21 protein-coding genes are annotated in these 21,363 nt (G+C 68.4%); 18 read left to right on the forward strand and 3 right to left on the reverse strand.

Going from position 1 to position 21,363, the window contains the following annotated elements; translation table 11 throughout:
* The first annotated feature begins 21 nt into the window (after window positions 1-21).
* The 6 genes from ASF31_RS10250 to obgE all read left to right on the forward strand — a co-directional run bounded on the left by ASF31_RS10250 (window position 22) and on the right by obgE (window position 5,462).
* Entirely contained in the window at window positions 22-222 is a 201-nt protein-coding gene (locus ASF31_RS10250) for a NepR family anti-sigma factor (protein WP_045809524.1), read from the forward strand.
* Window positions 219-830 (forward strand): sigma-70 family RNA polymerase sigma factor, encoded by a 612-nt coding sequence (locus tag ASF31_RS10255; RefSeq protein WP_055754558.1) that lies wholly within the window; start codon window positions 219-221, stop codon window positions 828-830. Before ASF31_RS10250 ends, ASF31_RS10255 begins: the two co-directional genes overlap by 4 nt.
* A 102-nt stretch (window positions 831-932) precedes the next feature.
* Window positions 933-2,627, forward strand: coding sequence for a sensor histidine kinase (locus tag ASF31_RS10260; RefSeq protein WP_055754559.1), 1,695 nt, complete (start codon window positions 933-935; stop codon window positions 2,625-2,627).
* A 50-nt stretch (window positions 2,628-2,677) separates the two neighbouring features.
* On the forward strand, window positions 2,678-2,815 hold the full coding sequence (locus ASF31_RS10265; RefSeq protein WP_017505506.1) for an entericidin A/B family lipoprotein: 138 nt from the start codon (window positions 2,678-2,680) through the stop codon (window positions 2,813-2,815).
* Window positions 2,816-2,908: 93 nt separating this feature from the next.
* Window positions 2,909-4,363, forward strand: a complete 1,455-nt coding sequence (locus ASF31_RS10270) for an NAD-dependent succinate-semialdehyde dehydrogenase (protein WP_055754560.1) — start codon at window positions 2,909-2,911, stop codon at window positions 4,361-4,363.
* A gap of 52 nt (window positions 4,364-4,415) precedes the next feature.
* On the forward strand, window positions 4,416-5,462 hold the full coding sequence (gene obgE / locus ASF31_RS10275; protein ID WP_055754561.1) for a GTPase ObgE: 1,047 nt from the start codon (window positions 4,416-4,418) through the stop codon (window positions 5,460-5,462).
* Here the strand turns inward: obgE and ASF31_RS10280 are convergent, their stop codons facing one another.
* Window positions 5,463-6,596: an AI-2E family transporter gene (locus ASF31_RS10280; protein ID WP_055754562.1), complete on the reverse strand. Its 1,134-nt coding sequence runs from the start codon at window positions 6,594-6,596 to the stop codon at window positions 5,463-5,465.
* Between the two features lie 98 nt (window positions 6,597-6,694).
* Here ASF31_RS10280 and ASF31_RS10285 point away from each other — a divergent pair, with 98 nt between their 5' ends.
* The 10 genes from ASF31_RS10285 to ASF31_RS10330 are packed head-to-tail and all read left to right on the forward strand — an operon-like array spanning window position 6,695 to window position 15,534.
* The gene (locus tag ASF31_RS10285; protein WP_055754563.1) at window positions 6,695-8,269 is read left to right on the forward strand and encodes a helicase HerA-like domain-containing protein; all 1,575 of its coding nucleotides are present in this window, start codon (window positions 6,695-6,697) and stop codon (window positions 8,267-8,269) included.
* A 49-nt stretch (window positions 8,270-8,318) separates the two neighbouring features.
* Entirely contained in the window at window positions 8,319-8,879 is a 561-nt protein-coding gene (locus ASF31_RS10290; protein ID WP_055754564.1) for a NifU family protein, read from the forward strand.
* Between the two features lie 46 nt (window positions 8,880-8,925).
* Window positions 8,926-9,606, forward strand: a complete 681-nt coding sequence (tsaB, locus tag ASF31_RS10295; RefSeq protein ID WP_055754565.1) for a tRNA (adenosine(37)-N6)-threonylcarbamoyltransferase complex dimerization subunit type 1 TsaB — start codon at window positions 8,926-8,928, stop codon at window positions 9,604-9,606.
* A complete protein-coding gene (rimI, locus tag ASF31_RS10300) occupies window positions 9,603-10,046 on the forward strand; it encodes a ribosomal protein S18-alanine N-acetyltransferase (RefSeq protein ID WP_055754566.1) in 444 nt (147 codons plus the stop codon). Before tsaB ends, rimI begins: the two co-directional genes overlap by 4 nt.
* A gap of 27 nt (window positions 10,047-10,073) precedes the next feature.
* Window positions 10,074-10,559, forward strand: a complete 486-nt coding sequence (locus ASF31_RS10305; protein WP_017505496.1) for a Fur family transcriptional regulator — start codon at window positions 10,074-10,076, stop codon at window positions 10,557-10,559.
* A gap of 43 nt (window positions 10,560-10,602) precedes the next feature.
* Complete coding sequence (gene miaB / locus ASF31_RS10310) at window positions 10,603-12,039, forward strand: tRNA (N6-isopentenyl adenosine(37)-C2)-methylthiotransferase MiaB (RefSeq protein WP_055754696.1); 1,437 nt, start codon at window positions 10,603-10,605, stop codon at window positions 12,037-12,039.
* Window positions 12,039-13,025, forward strand: coding sequence for a PhoH family protein (locus ASF31_RS10315; protein WP_055754567.1), 987 nt, complete (start codon window positions 12,039-12,041; stop codon window positions 13,023-13,025). The genes miaB and ASF31_RS10315 overlap by 1 nt, the downstream gene beginning before the upstream one ends.
* On the forward strand, window positions 13,022-13,468 hold the full coding sequence (gene ybeY / locus ASF31_RS10320; protein WP_055754568.1) for an rRNA maturation RNase YbeY: 447 nt from the start codon (window positions 13,022-13,024) through the stop codon (window positions 13,466-13,468). Before ASF31_RS10315 ends, ybeY begins: the two co-directional genes overlap by 4 nt.
* 4 nt (window positions 13,469-13,472) lie before the next feature.
* A complete protein-coding gene (gene lnt / locus ASF31_RS10325; RefSeq protein WP_082465111.1) occupies window positions 13,473-15,110 on the forward strand; it encodes an apolipoprotein N-acyltransferase in 1,638 nt (545 codons plus the stop codon).
* Window positions 15,111-15,126: 16 nt separating this feature from the next.
* Complete coding sequence (locus ASF31_RS10330; protein ID WP_055754569.1) at window positions 15,127-15,534, forward strand: helix-turn-helix transcriptional regulator; 408 nt, start codon at window positions 15,127-15,129, stop codon at window positions 15,532-15,534.
* 3 nt (window positions 15,535-15,537) lie between these two features.
* On the opposite strand, the gene greA is transcribed toward ASF31_RS10330, so the two are convergent.
* On the reverse strand, window positions 15,538-16,017 hold the full coding sequence (gene greA / locus ASF31_RS10335; RefSeq protein ID WP_026108478.1) for a transcription elongation factor GreA: 480 nt from the start codon (window positions 16,015-16,017) through the stop codon (window positions 15,538-15,540).
* A 64-nt stretch (window positions 16,018-16,081) separates the two neighbouring features.
* Between greA and ASF31_RS10340 the strand changes: the two genes are divergently transcribed.
* A complete protein-coding gene (locus ASF31_RS10340; protein WP_055754570.1) occupies window positions 16,082-17,311 on the forward strand; it encodes a TIGR03862 family flavoprotein in 1,230 nt (409 codons plus the stop codon).
* Window positions 17,312-17,348: 37 nt separating this feature from the next.
* The gene (locus tag ASF31_RS10345) at window positions 17,349-18,995 is read left to right on the forward strand and encodes a M28 family peptidase (RefSeq protein WP_055754571.1); all 1,647 of its coding nucleotides are present in this window, start codon (window positions 17,349-17,351) and stop codon (window positions 18,993-18,995) included.
* Here ASF31_RS10345 and ASF31_RS10350 read toward each other — a convergent pair.
* A complete protein-coding gene (locus ASF31_RS10350; RefSeq protein WP_039245812.1) occupies window positions 18,992-21,313 on the reverse strand; it encodes a PAS domain-containing sensor histidine kinase in 2,322 nt (773 codons plus the stop codon). The two genes, ASF31_RS10345 and ASF31_RS10350, sit on opposite strands and share 4 nt — an antisense overlap.
* Window positions 21,314-21,363: the final 50 nt, after the last annotated feature.

Genomic DNA, 21,363 nt, shown 5'->3' on the forward strand with positions numbered 1-21,363 from the left:
TGGGTGGGCTTGGCTCTGTCTATGATCGATTCTCCGGACTCCTCTCGTCCCAAAGGCGACCAGAAGGGGGAGGCAGGGCTTGAAGAAGCTCGCCTTCGCCAGCAGGCCATTGGCGTTAAGCTGCGACACATGTTCGACGAGGTCGTCAACGAACCCGTGCCCGATGAGTTTCTCGATATCCTGAAACGCGCCGACGCCAAGTCTTCGGACAGCGCCGCATGAGCACCTCACGCCTTGGGGCCGCCCCCAAACCCGCGTCGGCCGACGACGAGGGCTTCAAGCGCGAACTGGTCCTGCTGATCCCGCATCTGCGCGCCTTCGCCCGGACCTTGACCGGCGATCCGACCGCGGCCGACGATCTGGCGCAGGACGCCATGATGAAGGCTTGGGACGCGCGCGCCAGCTATCAGATGGGCACGAACATGAAGGCCTGGACCTTCATGATCCTGCGCAACCAGTTCTATTCCGAAAAACGCCGCTCGTGGCGTCAGTCGCAGCTGGATCAGGAAGCCGCCGAGCGGACCCTGGTCGCCGTGGACGATCCCGAGGCGCCCGTCGCCTTGGACGAGCTGCGTCAAGCCTTGAAGACCCTGCCCGAAGAACAGCGCGAGGCCTTGATCCTGGTTGGCGCTGGCGGCTTCGCCTATGAAGAAGCGGCCGAAATCTGCGGCTGCGCAGTCGGCACGGTGAAGAGCCGCGTCAGCCGCGCGCGGCGTGCGCTGCAAGCCACCCTGGAACGGGGCGGCTACGGACGCGACGGCAAGGCGGCAGGCGACGCCATGCGCTCAATTCTCGGCGAGGCCGACAGGCTGGCCGGCGCCCGGAGCTGAGCGGCGGTGAACGAGACGACCAGGGACGCCCCAAGGCCGCGGCTCGGTCGCACGTGGAGCTCGGATCGCTTTCAGGGCATCCGGTTTCGGCTGGGCGCGGCCATGGCCATGGCCCTGCTGCCGATCTTCGTGCTCAGCCTGATCCAGACCCAGGCGGACTTCCAAAGACAGGCCGACGACCGGCAGGTGGATCTGCAACTGGCGGCCGAACGCAGCGCCTCCAGCGCCAAGGCCAAACTGGATAGCGCCCAGGTGCTGTTGCGCGCGCTCAGCCCCGATGCGGTCGGCCCCTATTGCGCACCGCGTCTGACGGCGCTGGTCGGACGTCTGGAAGGCTACGAGGGCCTCTACCGCATCAGCCCGACGGGCGAGGCGGTCTGCGCCTCGGGCCGAGTGGACGGCGTGAGATCCGGCGTGGCGCCCGCCGCCCAGTCGACTTGGTTCCAGCGGCTGCGCAATGGCGAAGAACTGGTCGTCATGCGCGCCCCCGATGGCGCCGGCTATGAAGGCGCGCTGATCGTGGCCACACGCGCCGAGCGGCCGATGGGCCGGTTCGACGGCGCCATGGTCGCCGTGATCCCCTTCTCCGCCCTGCAACCCGATGTCACTGACGCCGCGCTGCCGTCGGGCGCTCAAGCCGCCCTGACCGACGGCGCGGGTCGTATTCTGACGGCCAGTGATCCCGACGTGTTCAAACTCTCGGCCGGCGACGACATCGCGGGCTGGGTCGATCGGGCGAGCGATCAGGGGTCTGCGGTGTTCGAGGCCAAGGATGCGCAGAACCAGCGCCGCGACTATGCGGGCGCGGCCCTAGCCGGCGGCGATCTTTATGCGCTGCTGTCGGCCCCCGCGCCGGGGTGGCTGTCGTGGGCGCGGCTTAATCCGATCGGCACCCTGTTGCTGCCGCTGGGCGCCTGGTTGACGGCGTTCGCGGCGGTGATGCTGCTGTCGGAGCGGATCTTTATTCGCTGGCTGGATTATCTGGAGCGGGTCGCGGCCATCTACGCCAAGGGCCGGTTCTCGGTGCGTCCGCTGCAGGCGATGAACGCACCGTCCGAAATCCGCACCATGGCGCGCACACTGGACGAGATGGCTGAAGCCATCACCGTGCGTGACCGCGAACTGACCGACGCCCTGACGGAAAAAGACGCGCTGATGCGCGAAATCCATCACCGGGTGAAAAACAACCTTCAGATCATCTCGTCCCTGCTGTCGATGCAGCAGCGCGCCTTGACCGATGCGCCGGCCAAGGCGGCGCTGGGCGATACGCGCCAACGCATCTCGGCCTTGGCCCTGATCTACCGCACCCTTTATCAGAGCAACGACATTCGCCACGCCGATGCGCGCGAGTTCCTGAACGAACTTGTGGGGCAACTGGTCGCCAGCGAGGCCGGGCGCGGACCGGTGGTCATCAGCTCGGTGGACGCCGATTCCCTGCACGTCGATCCCGACAAGCTGGCGCCCCTTGCGCTGTGGCTGGTCGAGGCTGTGACCAACGCCCAGAAGCACGCCTTCGCCGGCAGCGGCGGGGAGCTGAAGGTGCGCTTCCGCGTCCAGGGCGAGAAATCGGTTCTGGAAGTCGAGGACAACGGGCCCGGAGCCCAGGCCGGCGCCGAGGTCGGGGTGGGCCGCACCCTGATGAGCGCCTTCGCCAAACAGTTGCGCGGCGAGACCGAGTTCGCCACCCCGCCCGGCGGCGGCACCATCGCCCGCATGATCTTCGCCACGCCGGAAGCCCTCGCGCCCGTCGATCCGGCGGACAAGACGCCCGGAACCGCAGCGCTGGCGTCGCGTTGATGAGGCGAGACCGGCGGAGTTTCACCCCGGCCAACCCTGGAGCTTCCCCTATGCGCAAGATTTTCGTTCTGGTCGCCGCCGCCGCCGCCCTGACCACGGCCGCCTGCAACACCGTCGAAGGCGTGGGCCGCGACACCCAGGCCGCCGGCCAGGCCGTGACCGGCGCCGCCCAAGACGCCAAGAACTAATCGACGGCCGCAGCTCAGGCTGCAGCATTCGACCGGCAAGGCCCCGCATCGTCGGGGCCTTGTTCGTTTCAGGACCGCGATAGGAGCCATCCCGTGAACCACACCGCCCGCGACGCCGGCCTCAAACTCTTGCGCCAGCACGCCCTGATCGCCGGCAAGGCCATTCCGGCCAACGGCGGCGGCATCGCCGTCGATGATCCGGCGACAGGCGATGTGATCGGCCATGTCCCCGATCTCGGCGCCGCCGAGACCGAACAGGCCATCGCGGCGGCGAGCGAGACGTTCAAGACCTGGTCCCGATCCGATCCGCACGCGCGTGCAGCCTTCCTGCGCAAATGGGCGGCGCTGATCGACGAAAACCTAGAAGGCCTGGGCGCCCTGATGGCGCTGGAAAACGGCAAGCCGTTCGAGGAGGCCAAGGGCGAGGTCACCTACGCCAACGGTTTCCTGAAATGGTTCGCGGGCCAGGCCGAACGGTTGATCGGCGAGACTCAGGACAGTCCGCTGGGCCATCTGATCCTGACCTATCGCGAGGCGGTCGGACCCTGCGCCCTGATCACGCCCTGGAACTTCCCCGCCGCCATGCTGACGCGAAAGCTGGGGCCGGCGTTCGCGGCAGGCTGCACAGCCGTGGTCAAACCGGCCAGCCAGACGCCCTTCACCGCCATCGCCCTGGCCGAACTGGCCTATGAAGCCGGCCTGCCGAAAGGCGCCCTGTCGATCGTCACCGGGGATGCCGCCACTATCGGCAAGGCGCTGACCGATAGCCCGGACATTCGCAAACTGTCCTTCACCGGTTCGACCGGCGTGGGCCGCAAGCTGGCCGAGCAATGCGCCGGAACGCTGAAACGGGTGTCGATGGAGCTGGGCGGCGCGGCGCCGCTGATCGTCTTCGCCGACGCCGATTTGGATCTGGCGGTCGCCGAAACCATCAAGGGCAAGTTCAGGAACTCGGGCCAGACCTGCGTCTGTCCAAACCGCGTCTATGTCGAGCGGTCGGTCGCCGAGACCTATGCCGAGAAACTGGCCGCCGAGGTGGCCAAGATCGTGGTCGGTCCCGCCTTCGACAATGGCGTGAAGGTCGGGCCTCTGATCGAGGACAAGGCCATCGACAAAGTCGAAAAGCATGTGGCGGCGATCAAAGCTAACGGCGGCCGGGTGTTGACCGGCGGGTCGCGTCACGATCTGGGCGGCCGCTTTTTCCAGCCGACCGTGACCCTGGGCGGCGACGACGCCCTGTTCCGCGAGGAAGAGACGTTCGGCCCCATGATCCCCGTCTTCGCCTTCGACACGGAGGAGGAAGTGCTGGAGAAGGCCAACGCCAGCGACTTCGGCCTGGCCTCCTATCTATTCACACGCAATATAGACCGGGCGATGCGATTCAGCCGGCGGATCGAGGCGGGCATGTGCGGGGTCAACACCGGCCTGATCTCCACCGCTGTCGCCCCGTTCGGCGGGGTCAAGCAGTCGGGCTATGGCCGCGAAGGCTCGATCCACGGCATCGACGAATATGTGGACGTCAAGACGGTGACGCTGGCGCTGAAATAGCGCCGGGTCGCCGGGCCTGTAATTCGCCGCGCTTCTGGGGCATAAGCCCGCGATGAAGTTCCTCGACCAGGCCAAGATCTATATCCGCTCCGGCAACGGCGGCGCGGGTTCCGTGTCCTTTCGACGCGAGAAATTCATTCCGAACGGCGGGCCGGACGGCGGCGACGGCGGCAAGGGCGGAGATGTCTGGATCGAGGCGGTCGAGGGACTGAATACCCTGATCGACTATCGCTATCAGCAGCATTTCAAGGCCCAGACCGGCCACCACGGCCAAGGGCGCCAGATGCACGGCGGCAAGGGCGAAGACGTGCATCTCAAGGTGCCCGTCGGCACCCAGGTGCTGGACGAGGACAAGGAAACGGTCCTGCTGGACATGGACACGCCCGGCAAGATGGAGCTGTTGCTAAAGGGCGGCAACGGCGGCTGGGGCAATGTGCGCTTCAAGGGGCCGACCAACCAGGCGCCGACATACGCCAATCCGGGCCAGGACGGGCAGGAGCGCTGGATCTGGCTGCGGCTGAAGCTGATCGCCGACATCGGTCTGGCGGGGCTGCCGAACGCGGGCAAATCGACCTTCCTGTCGGCCGCCAGCGCCGCCAAGCCCAAGATCGCCGACTATCCGTTCACCACTCTGGCCCCGAACCTGGGGATGGTGGACCTGTCGCCGTCCGAGCGGTTCGTCATCGCCGACATTCCCGGCCTGATCGAGGGCGCCAGCGAGGGCGCGGGATTGGGCACGCGGTTCCTGGGTCATGTCGAACGCTCGGCCAGCCTGATCCACCTGATCGACGGCACCCAGGACGACGTGGTCGAGGCCTACCGCATCATTCGGGGGGAGCTTGAAGCCTATGGCGAGGGTCTGGCGGACAAGGCCGAAATCCTGGCCCTGAACAAGATCGACGCCCTGACGCCGGAGGCGCGCGAGGAGAAGGCCGCCGAACTGGAGGCCGTCGCCGGTCGCCGTCCCATGCTGGTGTCCGGCGTGTCGGGCGAGGGCGTGCCCGCCCTGCTGCGCGCCGCCTGGGCCGAGGTGAAGAAAACGCGCGGCGCCCTGGCCGGCGACAGCGACGCCGACCAGATCAGCGGCTGGCAGCCCTGATCAAGCCTCGGCTGCGGGTTCCGGTTTGGGCTTGCGGCGGGCTGCTTTCGGCTTGTCGATCGCCTTGCCCTCGTTCGCATAGGGCTCGCCGTCGCCCGACAGCAGGATCGCCATCCAGCGCGAGCCCTTGAACTCGGCCAGGATCGCCATGGCCATGACCGCCAGCGGCGTGGACAGGAACATGCCGACCACGCCCCACAGCTTGCCCCAGAAGGCCAGGGCCAGCAGCACCACGACCGGGTCGATATTCTGGTTGTCGCCCTGCATGCGCGGCTGGATGAAGTTGCCGACGACGAACAGGATGACCTGCAACCCGACCAGCAGGATGGCGGCGGGCCAATAGCTTTCGAACTGGACCAGGGCGAACAGCGGCGGCGCCAGGCCCGCGACCGCCCCGCCCAGCACGGGGATGAAGCCGACGATGAAGATGACGAAGGTCCAGAACTCGGCGTTCTGAAGCCCGACCGCCCGCATCAGGATCCAGGCGACGACGCAGATCATCGCGCCGGTCACCGACTGCACCCAGATATAGCCCTCGACCCCGCCGCGCACGCGCTGGAACACCGCGACCGCCTCGTCGCGCTGGGCCTCCGACGGGAACATGGCGACGATCTTGCGCCGGAAGCCGACCTGGGAGGCCAGGAGAAAGCCCAGATAGATCAGGACGAAGAAGGCGCCCGAGGCGATGCCCTGCACCTGGAAAGCCATGGAGGTCAGCCAGCCGCGCACATCGACGCCGTTGATCAGGTCCTGCGCTGTGGGCGGATTGGCCAGACGCACCAGCCCATAGGCGTCGCGAATGATCTGATCGATGCGCGGGCCGATGTTCTGGGATACGCCGGACGCTTCGCCGAAGAAGCCCGCCGCCCCGTTCACGATGATGGCGATGGAGGCGAAGAAGGCCAGCACCACCAGCGTCAGGGCCGCGATCCCGGCCATGCGGCTGTTCAATGGCGTGCGCGCCTCGACCGACCGCTTCACTCCGTCGATCATGATCAGGAGAAAGATGGCCATCGCCAGCGGCGTCAGGATGTCCCGCAGCCAGTAGATCGCCGCCCCGGCCGCGACCGTGGCGATGACGCCGAGGGCATTGCGAGCGGCGACCGAGGACGGCGTGGCGATGGGGTTTTTCATGACCGTGTTGTCGAACCGCCCGCCGTCGCCGTCAATCGCTGTTCCGAGCGCGCGGGGAACGCGCTAGACCTTTGCCGGAGACGCCATCGGAGACCCCAATGCCCGACGCCCTGCCCGGCCTGTTCCTCGGCCAGTCCGACGCCGCCCAGCCGGAAAACCTGCTGTTCAACCGCGCCAACCGCCACGGCGTCGTCGCCGGCGCGACAGGCACCGGCAAGACGGTCACGCTGCAGATCATGGCCCAGGGCTTTTCCGACGCCGGGGTGCCGGTCTTCTGCGCCGATGTGAAGGGGGACCTCTCGGGCATCTCTCAGGTGGGCGCGCCGAACGAGAAGCTGATCGCCCGCGCAGCCGAGATGGGCCTGACCCTGACGCCGCGCGCCGCCCCCACCGTTTTCTGGGACCTGTACGGGCAGAAGGGCCATCCGATCCGCACCACCGTGTCGGAAATCGGTCCGGTGCTGATGGCGCGGATGCTGAACCTGAACGAGGTGCAGGAGGGCGTGCTGACCGTCGTCTTCCACGTGGCGGACAAGGAAGGTCTGCTGCTGCTGGACCTCGACGATCTGAGGAGCCTGCTGGTCTATGTCGGCGAGAACGCCGAGCGGATCGGGCGAGAGGTCGGCAACGTCGCCCCCGCCTCCATCGCCGCCATCCAGCGTGCACTGTTGCAGGTCGAGCAACAGGGCGGCGACGCCTTCTTCGGCGAACCGGCGCTGAAGCTGGAGGACATGATCCGCGTCGGCCTGGACGGCCGGGGCCAGGTCAATGTGCTGGATTCGACCCGGCTGATGAACAGTCCGCGCCTGTATGCGGCCTTCCTGCTGTGGCTGCTGTCGGAGCTGTTCGAGCAGCTTCCCGAGGTGGGCGATCCGGAAAAGCCGCGCCTGGTCTTCTTCTTCGACGAGGCGCACCTGCTGTTCAACGACGCCCCGCGCGCCCTGCTGGAAAAGGTCGAGCAGGTCGTGCGCCTGATCCGGTCCAAGGGGGTCGGGGTCTATTTCGTGACGCAAAACCCGGCCGATATTCCCGACAGCGTCCTGGCCCAGCTGGGCAACCGCATCCAGCACGCGCTGCGGGCCTATACGCCGTCGGAACAGAAGGGGCTGAAGGCCGCCTCGCAGAGTTTCCGCGCCAACGCAGCGTTCGACACGGCCGAGGCCATTCAGGCTCTGGGCGTGGGCGAGGCCCTGGTGTCGGTGCTGGACGAAAAGGGCGCGCCGACCGTCGTGGCCCGCACCAAGATCCGCCCGCCGGCCTCGCGCCTTGGTCCCGCGACCGATACTGAGCGCGCCGCTGTCATGGCCGCCAGTCCGGTGCGGGGCCTTTACGAGCAGGTGCTGAACCGCGAATCCGCCGCCGAAATCCTGGCCAATCGTCATAGCGCCGCCGATCAGGCTGAAATCCAGGCCCAAATTCAGGCCAAGGTGCAGGCCGAGGCCGACAAGGCCGCCGCCATCCAGGCCAAGGCCGATCAGAAGGCCGCCGAGGCGCAGGCGAAGGCTCAAGCTCAAGCCGAAGCGCGGGCGGCGCGCGAGGCCGCAAAGCCTGCGCGTCGGTCATCCCGCGAAACCCCGGTCGAGGCCCTGACCAAGTCGGTCCTGCGCACGGCCGGGTCGACCCTGACCCGCGAGCTGATGCGCGGTCTGCTGGGCGGGTTGAAGCGGCGCTAGGTTCTGCTCGGGTCTTGCAACGGGGCGGGGGCGAGCGCATCTCCCGCCCATGTTCATCCAGACCGAACCCACGCCCAATCCGAACGTGTTGAAGTTCCTGCCCGGCCGCGATGTCTCTCCGACCGCCGCGCTGGAATATCGCACCATTGACGAGGCGACGGCCTCTTCGCTTGCGGAGGCGCTGTTCGAAGTTGAAGGCGTCGACGGCGTCTTCTTCGGCGCCGACTATGTGTCCGTGACCCGCCAGCCCCAAGGGCCGGAGTGGTCCGAGATGAAGGCGCCGATCCTGGGCGTCGTCATGGATCACTTCGTCTCGGGTCAGGCGCTGACGCGCGGCGTTGGCGGCGAAACCGACGGCCATGCCGAGGACGACAGCGAGATCGTCGCCGAGATCAAGGCCCTGCTGGACAGCCGCATTCGCCCCGCCGTGGCCCAGGACGGCGGCGACATCCTGTTCGATTCCTTTGACGAGGCGACCGGCGTTCTGAACCTGCGGATGCGCGGCGCCTGCGCCGGCTGTCCGTCGTCGTCGGCGACCTTGAAGGCCGGGGTCGAGCAGATGATGCGCCACTATGTGCCCGAGGTGACGCGGGTCGAGCAGACCCTCTGATCCGGACGCGGTGGCGGTTCTGCGACGCGCCGCCTAGAAGACGCCCATGAGACTTCTGGTGATCGATACGGCGCTCGGCGCCTGCACGGCGGCGGTGTTCGAGGACGATCGCGCGCTCGCCATGCGCTTCGAGCCTATGACCAAGGGGCACCAGGAACGGATCGGCGGCCTGGTGCGCGACGTCATGGCCGAGGCGGGCGGCGGTTTCGACAGCCTGGACCGGATCGGCGTCACGGTCGGACCGGGCTCGTTCACCGGTCTGCGCGTCGGTCTGGCCTTTGCCCAGGGTCTGGGCGCGGCGCTGGATCGGCCGGTCGTCGGTCTGTCGGCGCTGGACGCGCTCGCCGCCTCGCTCGCCAATCAAGACGGCCCCATCGCAGCCCTGATCGATGCGCGGCGCGGTCAGGTCTATGCGCGCCTCTTCGCCGACGGTGGGCCGCTTGGCCCCGATGAAGCGTTGTCGGTGGAAGAGGGCGCGCGGCGGATCGCCGACATCGGATCGGGCGTCGCCCTGGTCGGCAATGGCGCGGCGGTCGTGACCCAGGCCTTCCCCGATCTGCCCTTCGGCCATCTGGACGACCGGGTCGCACCGTCGCCGGAGGCGCTGGCGCGCCTGGCCGCCGTCGCCGATCCGGCGATCCAGCCGCCCCGGCCGCTCTATCTGCGCGCGCCCGACGCCACGCCGCCCAGCCGCCTGCCGGGCCAGCCGCGCCAGCCTGCGTCATGACGGCGGCGGACCCCGCCTCACTCGCCGCCCTTCACGCCCAGGCCTTTGCTGCGCCGTGGGGCGCCGACACCTTCGTCGATCTGTTGTCTCAGCCAGGCGTGCTGGCGGTCAGCGAGGCCGACGGCTTCATCCTGATCCGGACCGTGGTCGACGAGGCGGAAATCCTGACCCTGGCCGTGGTCCCGTCCGCGCGCCGCCATGGACTGGGGCGGCGCCTGGTCGAGGCGGCGGCCGTCGCTGCAGCCCAGGCCGGCGCGACGCGGCTGTTCCTGGAGGTCGCCGACGACAATGTCGCCGCGCGCGGCCTGTATGAGCGGACCGGGTTCGATCCGATCGGTCGCCGCAAAGCCTATTATGCGGGGGCCGACGGATCGCGGAGCGATGCGGTGGTGATGAGCCGCGACCTCTATGCGCCTGACGCCAACCTGACGCTTCCCTGATGCGATCCAAGCCCCTATTCTAGGCGCATGGACCGGATCGAAAAACTCTGCGCCGAGCGCGGCATGCGTATGACCGAACAGCGCCGGGTGATCGCCCGGGTGCTGTCCAACGCCGCGGACCACCCGGACGTCGAGGAGCTGTATCGCCGCGCCTCGGCCATCGATCCGCACATCTCCATCGCCACCGTCTATCGCACCGTGCGCCTGTTCGAAGAGGCGGGCGTGGTCGAGAAGCACGACTTTGGCGACGGCCGCAGCCGCTATGAAGAGGCCGGCGACGATCACCATGATCACCTGATCGACACCAAGTCGGGCGAGGTGATCGAATTCTTCGACGCCGAGATCGAGCGGCTGAAGAACGAGATCGCGGAACGGCTGGGCTTCCAGCTGATCGGCCACAAGCTCGAGCTCTATGGCGTTGCGATCGAGGGCGCCGAGCCGTCCAAGCGCGAAGGCCTGATCTTCACCCGCCATGCGGCGCGCGTCGATCCCGCCGATGTGGATGCGGGCTGACGCTCGGCTTGTCGCGACGCTTGCGGGCGATCATAAGCCCACGATGACCGAGACACTGGTTCCTCAAGTCGAGACGGCGCCCCAAAAACGTCTGTTCATCAAGACCTACGGCTGTCAGATGAACGTCTATGACTCCGAGCGCATGGCCGATGTGCTGCGCCCGCTGGGCTATGGCGTCACCGACAACGTGAAGGCCGCCGACTTCGTCATCCTGAACACCTGCCACATCCGCGAGAAGGCGGCTGAGAAGATCTATTCCGAGCTCGGCAAGCTGCGCGAGATGCGCGATATCCGGCGCGAGACCGGCGGGGACCTGACCATCGCCGTCGCCGGCTGCGTCGCCCAGGCCGAGGGCGAGGAGATCATGCGTCGCCAGCCGGCCGTCGACATCGTCGTCGGCCCTCAAGCCTATCACCAGTTGCCCGAGCTTCTGACCCGCACGGCGCGGGCGCGGGGCGAGCGGATCGGCGCGGACTTCGCTCCTGACGACAAGTTCGACGCCCTGCCTGCAGCCCGCTTCACCGAGGGGCCGACCGCCTTCCTGACGGTGCAGGAGGGTTGCGACAAGTTCTGCACCTTCTGCGTCGTGCCCTATACACGCGGCGCCGAATGGTCGCGGCCGATGGCGGCGGTGCTGGAAGAGGCGAGACAACTGGCGGATCGGGGCGTGCGCGAGGTCACCCTGCTGGGCCAGAACGTCAACGCCTATGACGGCGAGCAGCCGGACGGGCGCAAGGCGACCCTGGCCGAACTGGCCTATGCCCTGGCCGAGATCCGCGGCCTGGACCGCATCCGCTATACGACCAGCCATCCCAACGACATGGCCGATGAGTTGATCGCCGCGCATGGCGATCTGGAAGCCTTGATGCCCTATCTGCACCTTCCGGTTCAGGCGGGGTCGGATCGCGTTTTGCGGGCGATGAACCGCAAGCACGGGCGTCAGAAATATTTTGATCTGATCGACCGGATCCGCGTCGCGCGGCCGGATATCGCCATCGCGGGCGACTTCATCGTCGGCTTCCCGGGTGAGACGGATCGGGAGTTCGAGGATACGCTGGATCTGGTGCGGCGTGTGAACTACGCGGGGGCCTTCGCCTTCGCCTATTCGCCGCGACCAGGCACGCCGGCGGCGGGCATGGGCAAACAGGTCGAGCCGGAGGTCGTCAAGGACCGACTGCATCGCCTGATCGCCCTGCTGACGGAACAGCAGACCGCCTTCAACGCGGCGCAGGCCGGCCGGACGCTGAACGTGCTGTTCGACAAGCCGGGACGGCACGGCCACCGTCGCCAGGCGATCGGTCGATCCCCATATCTTCAATCGGTCCACGTCGATAACGCGGATCATCTGATCGGGCAGATCGTTCCGGTCGAGATCATCGCCGGCCAGCAGAACAGTCTGTCGGGCCGGCTAGCCCCCAACGGGCTGATGCAGCCGAGCCCCGCGGTTTCGACGGCAGCCCAAGAAGAAAAGGCCGCTTGATGGCGCGTGAGTCTGAATTCGTCCCCTTGAACGATGCCGAACTGCGGGCGGTCATCGGGCCGAATAGTCGCCACGTCGCCCTGATCGAGGACGCCTTCAAGGTGCTGGTCGAGGCCCCGGGCGGCGGGGTCTCCGTCAACGGCGGCGCACGCGACCGCACGGACGCCCGCCAGGTGATCGAGGACTTGGCCAAGCGCGCGGCCCTGGGCGCCGAAGTCACCGAGGCCGACGTGCGCGCAGCCCTGGGCCAGGCGCGCGGCGGTCGCGGCACGCCCGGCATGGCGGCGGCGGGCGTGTCGCTGCCGGGCGGCAAACGCGGCGCCATCGTGCCCAAGACCAAGGCGCAGGCCGCCTATCTGGACATGCTGGGCCGGTGCGAACTGAGCTTCGGCGTCGGCCCGGCGGGCACCGGCAAGACCTTTTTGGCGGCGGCGTATGGCGCATCGCTGCTGCGGCGGGGGCAGGTGGACCGGCTGGTCATCACCCGCCCGGCGGTCGAGGCGGGCGAGAAGCTGGGCTTTCTGCCCGGCGACCTGAACGAAAAGGTCGATCCCTATCTGGCGCCGATCTGGGAGGCGCTGAACGACATTCTGGGCGCCGAGGACGTGCAGCGGCGTCGCGACAAGGGCGAGATCGAAGCCGCCCCGATCGCCTTCATGCGCGGCCGCACGCTCAGCCATGCCTTCGTTATCGTCGATGAGGCCCAAAACACCAGTCGTCTGCAGATGAAGATGGTGCTGACGCGCCTGGGCGAGGGTGCGCGGATGGTGGTCACGGGCGATCCGTCGCAGATCGACCTGCTGAACCCGCGCGATTCCGGCCTGGCCCACGCCCTGCGGATTCTGGACGGGGTTCAGGGTGTCGGCATCCTGAAGTTCGAGGCTTCCGACGTGGTGCGTCACGCCATGGTGGAGCGGATCGTGCGCGCCTATGACGCCGACGCCGCGCGCGGACGCCCCGCCCCGGACCTCGAAGACCCCGCATGATCGAGATTGAAGTCGAGGCCGAGGCCTGGACCGGCGCCCTGCCGGACGTCGAGGCCATCGTCGAACGCGCGGCGCAGGCCGCGCTGGGCACGGTGGAGGGCGATATCGTCGTCCTGCTGACTGACGACGCCGCCGTGCGCGCGCTGAACGGACGGTTTCGCGACAAGGACAGGCCGACCAATGTCCTGTCCTTCCCGGCGCCGGAAAACGCGTTTCCGCATCTGGGCGACATCGTCCTGGCTTATGGCGTCTGTGCGACCGAGGCCGAAGCGCAGGGCAAGACCCTGGCCGATCATCTGAGCCATCTGGTCGTCCACGGCGTGCTGCACCTCTTGGGCCGCGACCACGAAGACGACACCGAGGCCGAGGAGATGGAGGCCGAAGAGCGCGAAATCCTGGCCCAGATCGGCGTCGCCGACCCCTATCTCGCCGAGCAGGACTGACCCGATGTTCCCCGACGCCCTGCTGGACCGTTTCGCGGCCCCGATCCGCGCCCTGCCCGACAGGAAGCGCGCCCTGACGTGGCGGCTGATCCGCATCGTTCTGGCGCTGCTGGCCGGCGCCGGGACGGCCTTCGCTCATCCGCCGTTCGGAGTGTTGATCGGTCTTCTGGGCTATCCGCTGCTGATGATCCTGTCGGAGCGGTCCGACACGGTGCGCGGCGCCTTCTGGATGGGTTGGCTGGCGGGGTTCGCCTATTTCTTTGTCGGGTGCTGGTGGGTGGCCGAGGCGTTTTTCGTCAATCCCGAACAGGCGTGGATGGCGCCGTTTGCGGCCAGCCTGCTGCCGGCGGGCCTGGGCCTGTTCTGGGGCACCGCCTGCGCCCTCTATCGTCGGTTCGCGCCGCTGGGCGCCGTGCGGGTGCTGCTGTTCGCCGCCCTGTTCTGCGCCGCTGAATGGCTACGCGGCCATGTGCTGACGGGCTTTCCGTGGAACCCGGCAGGCGCGACCTGGCGTGCGGGCGGCGGCATGTCCCAGTTCGCCTCGGTCGTCGGCGTCTATGGGCTGAGCCTGGTGACAGTCGTGGCGACGGCGGCTTTCGCGCCTCTGATCGGGCCGGGCGACAAGCGCAGCCGCCTGATCTCTGCAGGCCTGGGCGCCTCGGCCTTGATCGCCGTCGGCGGGTTCGGCGCCGTCAGGCTGGCGCAGTCGGATCTTCAGTTCACCGACACAGTCGTCCGTCTGGTTCAGGCCGATGTGAAGCAGGAGACCAAATGGTCGCCTGAGGCCTATCGCTCCATCGTCGATCGCTATGTCGCCCTGACGGGTCAGGCGGCGGCGCGGACGCCCAATGTCGTGGTCTGGCCCGAAGGCGCCCTGCCCGCCTCGGCCAACGACGTCTTCGCCTCGGCCGACGCCCAGGCTATCGCGGGGGCCCTGCGTCCGGGACAGACCCTGCTGATGGGCCTGGCGCGCGGCGAGCCGGACCTGACCGCGCCCGAGGGCGCGCGCTATTACAACAGCCTGTTCGCCCTGGCCGACGAGGGCGGGGCGGGCCTGAGGGTCGCCGCCGTCTATGACAAGCACCGGCTAGTGCCGTTCGGCGAATACCTGCCTCTGGGGTCGATCATGACCTCCATCGGCCTGCGCAGCCTGGTGCATATGCCCGGCGACTTTTCCGCCGGGCCGACGCCAGCGCCGATCTCTGTTCCGGGCGCCCCGCCGGCGCAGGTTCTGATCTGCTACGAGAGCCTGTATCCCGGCTTCACCCCGGGCGCAGCCGGGCGGCCCGAGTGGATCGTCAATGCGTCCAACGACGCCTGGTTTGGCGCGACCTCGGGCCCGCGCCAGCACCTGAACCTGGCCAGCTATCGCGCCATAGAGACCGGCCTGCCCATCGCGCGGGCCACCCCGACCGGCATTTCGGCCATGATCGACCCGTGGGGCCGGATCGTCGAGGGCCAACGGCTGGAGCCGGGCGTCATGGGCGTCATCGACGCCCCCCTGCCCCGTCCGACGGGCGTAACGCCCTACGGTCGATTTGGCGATTTCCTGTTCTTTTTCTCAGTGCTAACAGCGTTCATCCTGTCCTTGTGGCCGTCGATCCGGCGATCTAGGGTCCAGGGGAATCAAGCAGCGATCTAGGTGAAGGGTGACGGCGATGGCGCGTGAAAAGGACGAGGATCCGCATCCCGTCGATCGCCATGTCGGCCGTCGCGTTCAGGAAAAGCGTCTCGACCTTGGCCTGACCCAGACCGCCCTCGCCAAAGCCGTCGGCGTCAGCTTCCAGCAGGTGCAAAAGTACGAGAAGGGCACGAACCGCGTCTCGGCCTCGAAACTGTTCGAAATGGCCGAGTTCATGAAGGTCGGCATCCCCTTCTTCTTCGACGGCTACAGCAGCGCGACGGTCGGCGTCGCCGAAGAGGCGCCCGCCTTCGACCACGAGCATCGTCCGACCAAGACCAGCGTTGAGATCACCCGCCTGGCGCCGTGCCTGCCCGCGCGCAAGCAGAAGCTGATCCTGGACATGATGCGGGATATGCTGGGCGACGACGACGCCCAGAACTGAGATCTAACCGACCGCGACGATCTCGGCCGACTGACCGGCCACCGTCACCTCGTCGCCGACCCTTTTGCCCATGACGGCGCGGGCGAGGGGCGAGACATGGCTGACCGAGCCTGCGGCCGGATCGGCCTCGTCTTCGCCGACGATGCGCCAGGTCTGGGCGCGCCCATCCTCGCGCTCGATGGAGACGGAACCCCCGAACCGCACAGCCCCATCGTCCTCGGTCGGCGCGATCAGTTGGGCCGAGGCGCGCCGTGCGGACCAGTAGCGGAGGTCCCGCGTCGCGCGCGCCATGGCGGTGCGGTCGCTCTCGATCGAGCCTTGCACCTGGGCGGCGGTATAGGCGGCGCGGGCCGAGGCCAGTTCGGCCTCGATCGCGGCCAGCCCCTCGGGCGTGACCAGATTGGGATGGGGCGAGATCGGGCGGTCCGCCAGGTCGGCGGCAGTGGCTTCCAGATCTTCTTCGCGGGTGAAGGCAACGCTCATGGTGGGGAACATAGCGATGACGACGCCTATAGCCAGCGCGGCCGCAAGCGCGCAAAGCCACGCCATGCAACAGTCGCCCAGTCTTACGACCTCCCGCACCGTCCATGTGATCGGCGCCGGGCCCGCCGGATTGATGGCGGCCGAACGGCTGGCGCAGGCGGGGACAACGGTCGTGGTGCACGACCGGATGCCGTCCGTGGCCCGCAAGCTGCTGATGGCCGGGCGCGGCGGGCTGAACCTGACCCATTCGGAACCGCTGGACCGGTTTATGACGCGCTATGGTCCCGCCCAGCCGACGGCCGCCGCCTGGATCGACCGGTTCACGCCTGCCGACCTGACCGCCTGGGTCGAGGCACTGGGGCAGGAAACCTTCGTCGGCTCAAGCGGGCGGGTGTTTCCAAAGGCCATGAAGGCGTCGCCACTGGTGCGGGCCTGGCTGGCGCGGCTGGAGACGCAGGGGGTCGACGTCCGCACGCGCTCGCGCTGGAGCGGTTGGCGCAACGGCGCGCTGACGTTCGAGACGCCGGAGGGCGAGCGGCTGGAACGGCCCGACGCCGTGGTCCTGGCTTTGGGCGGCGCCAGCTGGCCGCGCCTGGGTTCGGACGGGGCCTGGACGCCGTGGCTGGAAGCGCAGGGCGCCGCCGTGTCGCCGTTCCGTCCGGCCAATGTCGGCTTCGATGTGGCCTGGTCGGCGCTGTTCCGTGATCGGTTCGCGGGCCAGCCGCTGAAAGGCGTCGCTGTCACCTATGGCGACCGGACGGCGCGGGGCGAAGCGATGATCGCCCGTTACGGTATTGAGGGCGGCGCCATCTATGCGCTGTCCGCCGCGCTGAGGACGACGGTCGAGACGGCGGGGCGCGCCGAGATCCAGATCGACCTGAAGCCGGATGTGGCGGTCGGAAAACTGACCGACCGGCTGTCGAAGCCGCGCGGCAAGGCCAGCCTGTCGAACCATCTGCGCAAAGTGGTCGGACTGGAGTCGGCCGCCGTCGCCCTGTTGTATGAGGCCGGTCCCCTGCCTGCCTCGCCTCGGGCCTTGGCCGAATGGATCAAGGCGATGCCGCTGACCCTGACCGGAGTTCAGGGACTGGAGCGGGCGATTTCCTCGGCGGGCGGCGTCAAACTGGACGGCGTGGACGAACGGCTGATGCTGGCCGCGCGTCCGGGTGTCTTCGTCGCCGGCGAGATGCTGGATTGGGAGGCGCCGACCGGCGGCTATCTACTTCAGGCCAGTTTCGCCTCCGCCGTCGTCGCGGCCGAGGGCGTTATCGACTGGCTCGACAGCCGGGACTGAGAAAGGCAGGGTCGCGCGGTTCGATCAGGAGTATCCGATGCGCCACGCCCTCCCTGCTGTTTCCGTCTTGGCCTTGATGATGGCCTGGTCCCCGGTCCTGGCGCAGGAGACGGCGCCGAACATCGACGCCGCGCGGATGAATGAGTCGGTTCGGGTTCTGGCGTCGGACGATTTCGAAGGCCGCGCCACCGCCTCGGCCGGCGAGGAAAAGACCGTCGCCTGGCTCGTCGAACAGTTCAAGGCCGCGGGGGCCGAGGGCGGCGGGCCGGACGGCGCCTTCGTCCAGGTCGCCCGTCTGTCACGCACGCGCCAGGACGGTCCGGCGACCGTCGCCGCGACCGTCGGCGGCAAGACCATCAGCCTGGAGCGCGGTCCCGACGTTCTGGTGTCCAGCGACCGTCCGACCAACCACATCACGGTGACCGCCGCGCCCGTGGTCTTCGTCGGCTACGGCGCCACGGCGCCCGAGCGCCAGTGGGACGATTTCAAGGACATGGACGTGCGCGGCAAGGTCATCGTCGTCCTGGTCAACGATCCCGACTTCCAGGCGCCCGACGGCGATCCGGTCGCGGGCAAGTTCGACGAAAACGCCATGACCTTCTATGGCCGCTGGACCTACAAGTTCCAGGAGGCGGGTCGTCGTGGCGCGGCGGGCGTGCTGGTGGTGCATGAGACGGCCGGCGCCGGCTATCCCTGGTCGACGCTGCAGAACTCATCGGCCGCGCCCAAGTTCGACATCGTGCGCGCCAACCCCGACGCCGAGCTCGCGGCGTTCCAGGGCTGGATCCAGCGCGCCAAGGCGGAAGAGCTGTTCACCGCCGCCGGCCTGGACTTCGCCGCCCTGAAGGACAGAGCGCGCAGCGCCGATTTCAAGCCCGTCGTCCTGCCCGACCTGACGATGAGCGTCGATTTCGGCCAGATCGCCGACAAGGTGGAGACCAGGAACGTCATCGCCCGCATTCCCGGCTCCGAACGCCCGGACCAAACCGTGATGTACGGCGCCCATTGGGACGGCTACGGCGTCGGCACCCCGAACGCCCAGGGCGACAAAATCTATAATGCGGCGGTGGACAATGCGACTGGCGTCGCCGCCCTGCTGGAGCTGGCCCACGCCTTCGCCGAGGGTCCGCGTCCGAAGCGGTCGGTCGTCTTCGCCGCTTGGTCGGGCGAAGAGGCGGGCCTCTTGGGTTCAACCTATTACGCCGCCAATCCGGTCTGGCCGCTGGAGACCACGGTCGCCAACATCAACGTCGACAGCCTGTTGCCAGGGACCGAGATCGACCCGAACGTCGTCGTCATCGGCAAGGGCAAGAACCAGCTGGACGACATTCTGGCGCGCCACGCGACCGAGACGGGCCGCACCCTGATCGCCGATCCGGCGCCCCAGGCCGGGGCCTTCTATCGCTCGGACCATTTCCCCCTGGCGCTGAAGGGCGTGCCGGCCCTGTTCTCAGCGGCGGGCTTTACCGGCGCCAGCGCCGCCAGCCGAGACTACGTCCAGAACCGCTATCATCAGCCCACGGACGAATGGGATTCGACCTGGACGATGGACGCCGCCGCCGCCGATGTCGCCCTGATCTACGCGGTCGGTCGCGAACTGGCGGACGGCGACCAATGGCCGGAATGGAACGCGGGCGCCGAGTTCGGCCCGGCGCGCGATACCTCGAAAGCGTCGCGGCGCTAGAGTTCCAGCTGAAGCTCGGGCGCGGCGGCGGTGGTCGCGGCGCCCAGCGGCAGGTGCAGGATGAAGGCGGCGCCCTTGCCCGGCTCGCTTTCGACCTCGGCCCAGCCGCCGTGCAGTTCGACCAGGGCCTTCACCAAGGCCAGACCCACGCCGGGACCGCCCCTCTCGCGCCGCACGAAGCGGTCGAAGACGTGGGCCTGAAGATGATAGGGGATTCCGCGCCCGGTGTCGGACACCGTCAAGCGGATTTCGGACGGGCCGGTCTCGGCCTTCAGCTCCACCGCCCCGCCTTCGGACACGGCGCGCGCCGCATTCTCCAGCAGATGATCCAGCGCCTGGCCGATGCGGTGTTCGTCGGCGCGGATGGGTTTGAGATCGGCAGGACAGGAAACGGTGAGTGTGGCGCCGCGTCCCTCGACCCGCGCCCGAACCTTTTCGGCGGCCTGGCTCAGCAGGTCGCAGACCCGCAGATCGCCCAGCGACAGCTCCATCTCTCCGGCGTCGATCTGGGCCATGTCCAGCACGTCGTCGATGGAGCGGGCCAGTTGGCTGGCGGCGATGCGGATGGCGCCTGCGTGCTGGCGGCTGCGCTCGGGCAGGTCGCCCATCGTCTCCAGCAGTTCGGAATAGCCGACGATGGTCGTCAGCGGCGTGCGCAGCTCATAGGAGACGCTGCCCACGAACTCGCGCTTCAGCGCCTGGCTTTCGGCCAGGGCCTGTTCGCGCTGAACGAGCGCCTGCTCCAGCCCGCGTCGCGCGGTCACGTCCGAGAAGGCGACCAGGGTCGCGCCGTCCGGCAGGGGGCGAGTCTGCCAGGCGGCGACGCGACCGTCCACGGTCCGGCCCTCGCCGGAGATGGCGACGCGGCTTTCGGGGTCGGGATCGGCGACGCGCGCCTTCAGCCCCAGCCACAGGGCGGGATCGGGCAGCACGGCCTTGCACAGTTCGGCTAGGGCGTCGAAGTCCGAGGCCGTCGCGATCTTGTCCGCCGACAGGTTCCAGAAGGTCTCGAACGCCTCATTATGCAGCCGCAGTCGGCCGTCCGAGCCAAACACCGCGACCGCGTCGTTCAACTTGTCCAGCGTCGCGCGCTGGACCTGGATCTGGGCGTTGAAGCGGCTGCGCAGCTTCAGCTCGTCGGTGATGTCCGAGAAGATCAGCAGAATGCCGCCCAGCGGGTGCGGCTGCCGCACGACGCGCAAAGTGCGCCCGTCCGGCAGGGACCAGCTGTCGTCCGGCGAGGCCTCCGACGCGCCATAGAACTCAAGCTCGCGCGCCTTCCAGCCGGCGTAGTCGACGACCTCGGGCAGGCTGCGACGCTGGCGCAGACGATCCAGCAGCTCGGCATGGGTCGGACGTTCGTCCAGCCAGGCCGCGTCGATGTCGAACAGGGTCTGGAAGGCGGTGTTGTGGAAGGCCAGCCGCTTCTGCGGGCCGAAGATGGCCACGGCGTCGGCCAGGTGGTTCAGCGTCTCGTCATGGGCATCGACGTGGCGGCGCAGGGTGTCGCGCGTCTCTTCCGCCTCGGTCACCTCGATGGCGAAGGCCGTGACGGCGCCGCCGCCCGCTGGCTCGGCGATGATGCGCCAGGCGCGCCGCGCGCCCCCGCCGGTCGTCCAGCGGAAGCCCTCCTGTCGCACGCCCAGCCGCGCGGCCTCGGCGACCAGGGCGTCGGCGCCGCGGTCGAAAGACACGCCCTTTTCGACGGCGTCGTCGATGCTCTCGGCATTGGTTTCGTTCAGCCAGGCGCGGTTGGCCCAGGCCAGCTTGCCGGTCCCGTCCACGACCCAGGTCGGGGTCGGCGAGGCGTCGCCCAGCAGGGCCAGGCCGCTTTCGGTCGCATCCGCCCCGGTCAGGGTGAAGCGCGAGGCGGGCGACAGCCGCAGCCAGGCCGAACCGCCCGCGACCCGCCCCTCGATCCGCCAGGGCTCCACATCGTCCAGCGCGACCAGACCTTCGAACGCCTGACCTTCGTGAACCAGGGCGTCGATCAGCGCGCCGTGGGTGATCCGGAGTTTGTTCAGGACGGCGGCCCCGGCCTCGGCGTCTTCACCCGCCAGCCGCGCGATCAGTTCGGCCGAACCGATCGGCAGACCGGCCGCCTGCCCGTCCGGCGTCAGGGCCAGGCTGACGTCGTCGAAGGCGCGCAGCATGGCGTCATGGCGGCTGAGGTCGGCCAGGGCCTCGACCCGCTCGCGCTCGGCGGCGACGGCGGTCTCATGCAACCGCCCACGCAGCAGCAAGGCCCAGGCGCTGACGGCCATGGCCAGTCCGGCTGCGCCCGCTGTGGCGACATAGGCGATGTCGGCCTCGGCCATTCGTGTCCCTGGAGAAGAGTCTCAGCCCCGATTCGCTAACCATACTCCAA

The organism is Brevundimonas sp. Leaf280, from assembly GCF_001422455.1.
GTDB lineage: Bacteria > Pseudomonadota > Alphaproteobacteria > Caulobacterales > Caulobacteraceae > Brevundimonas.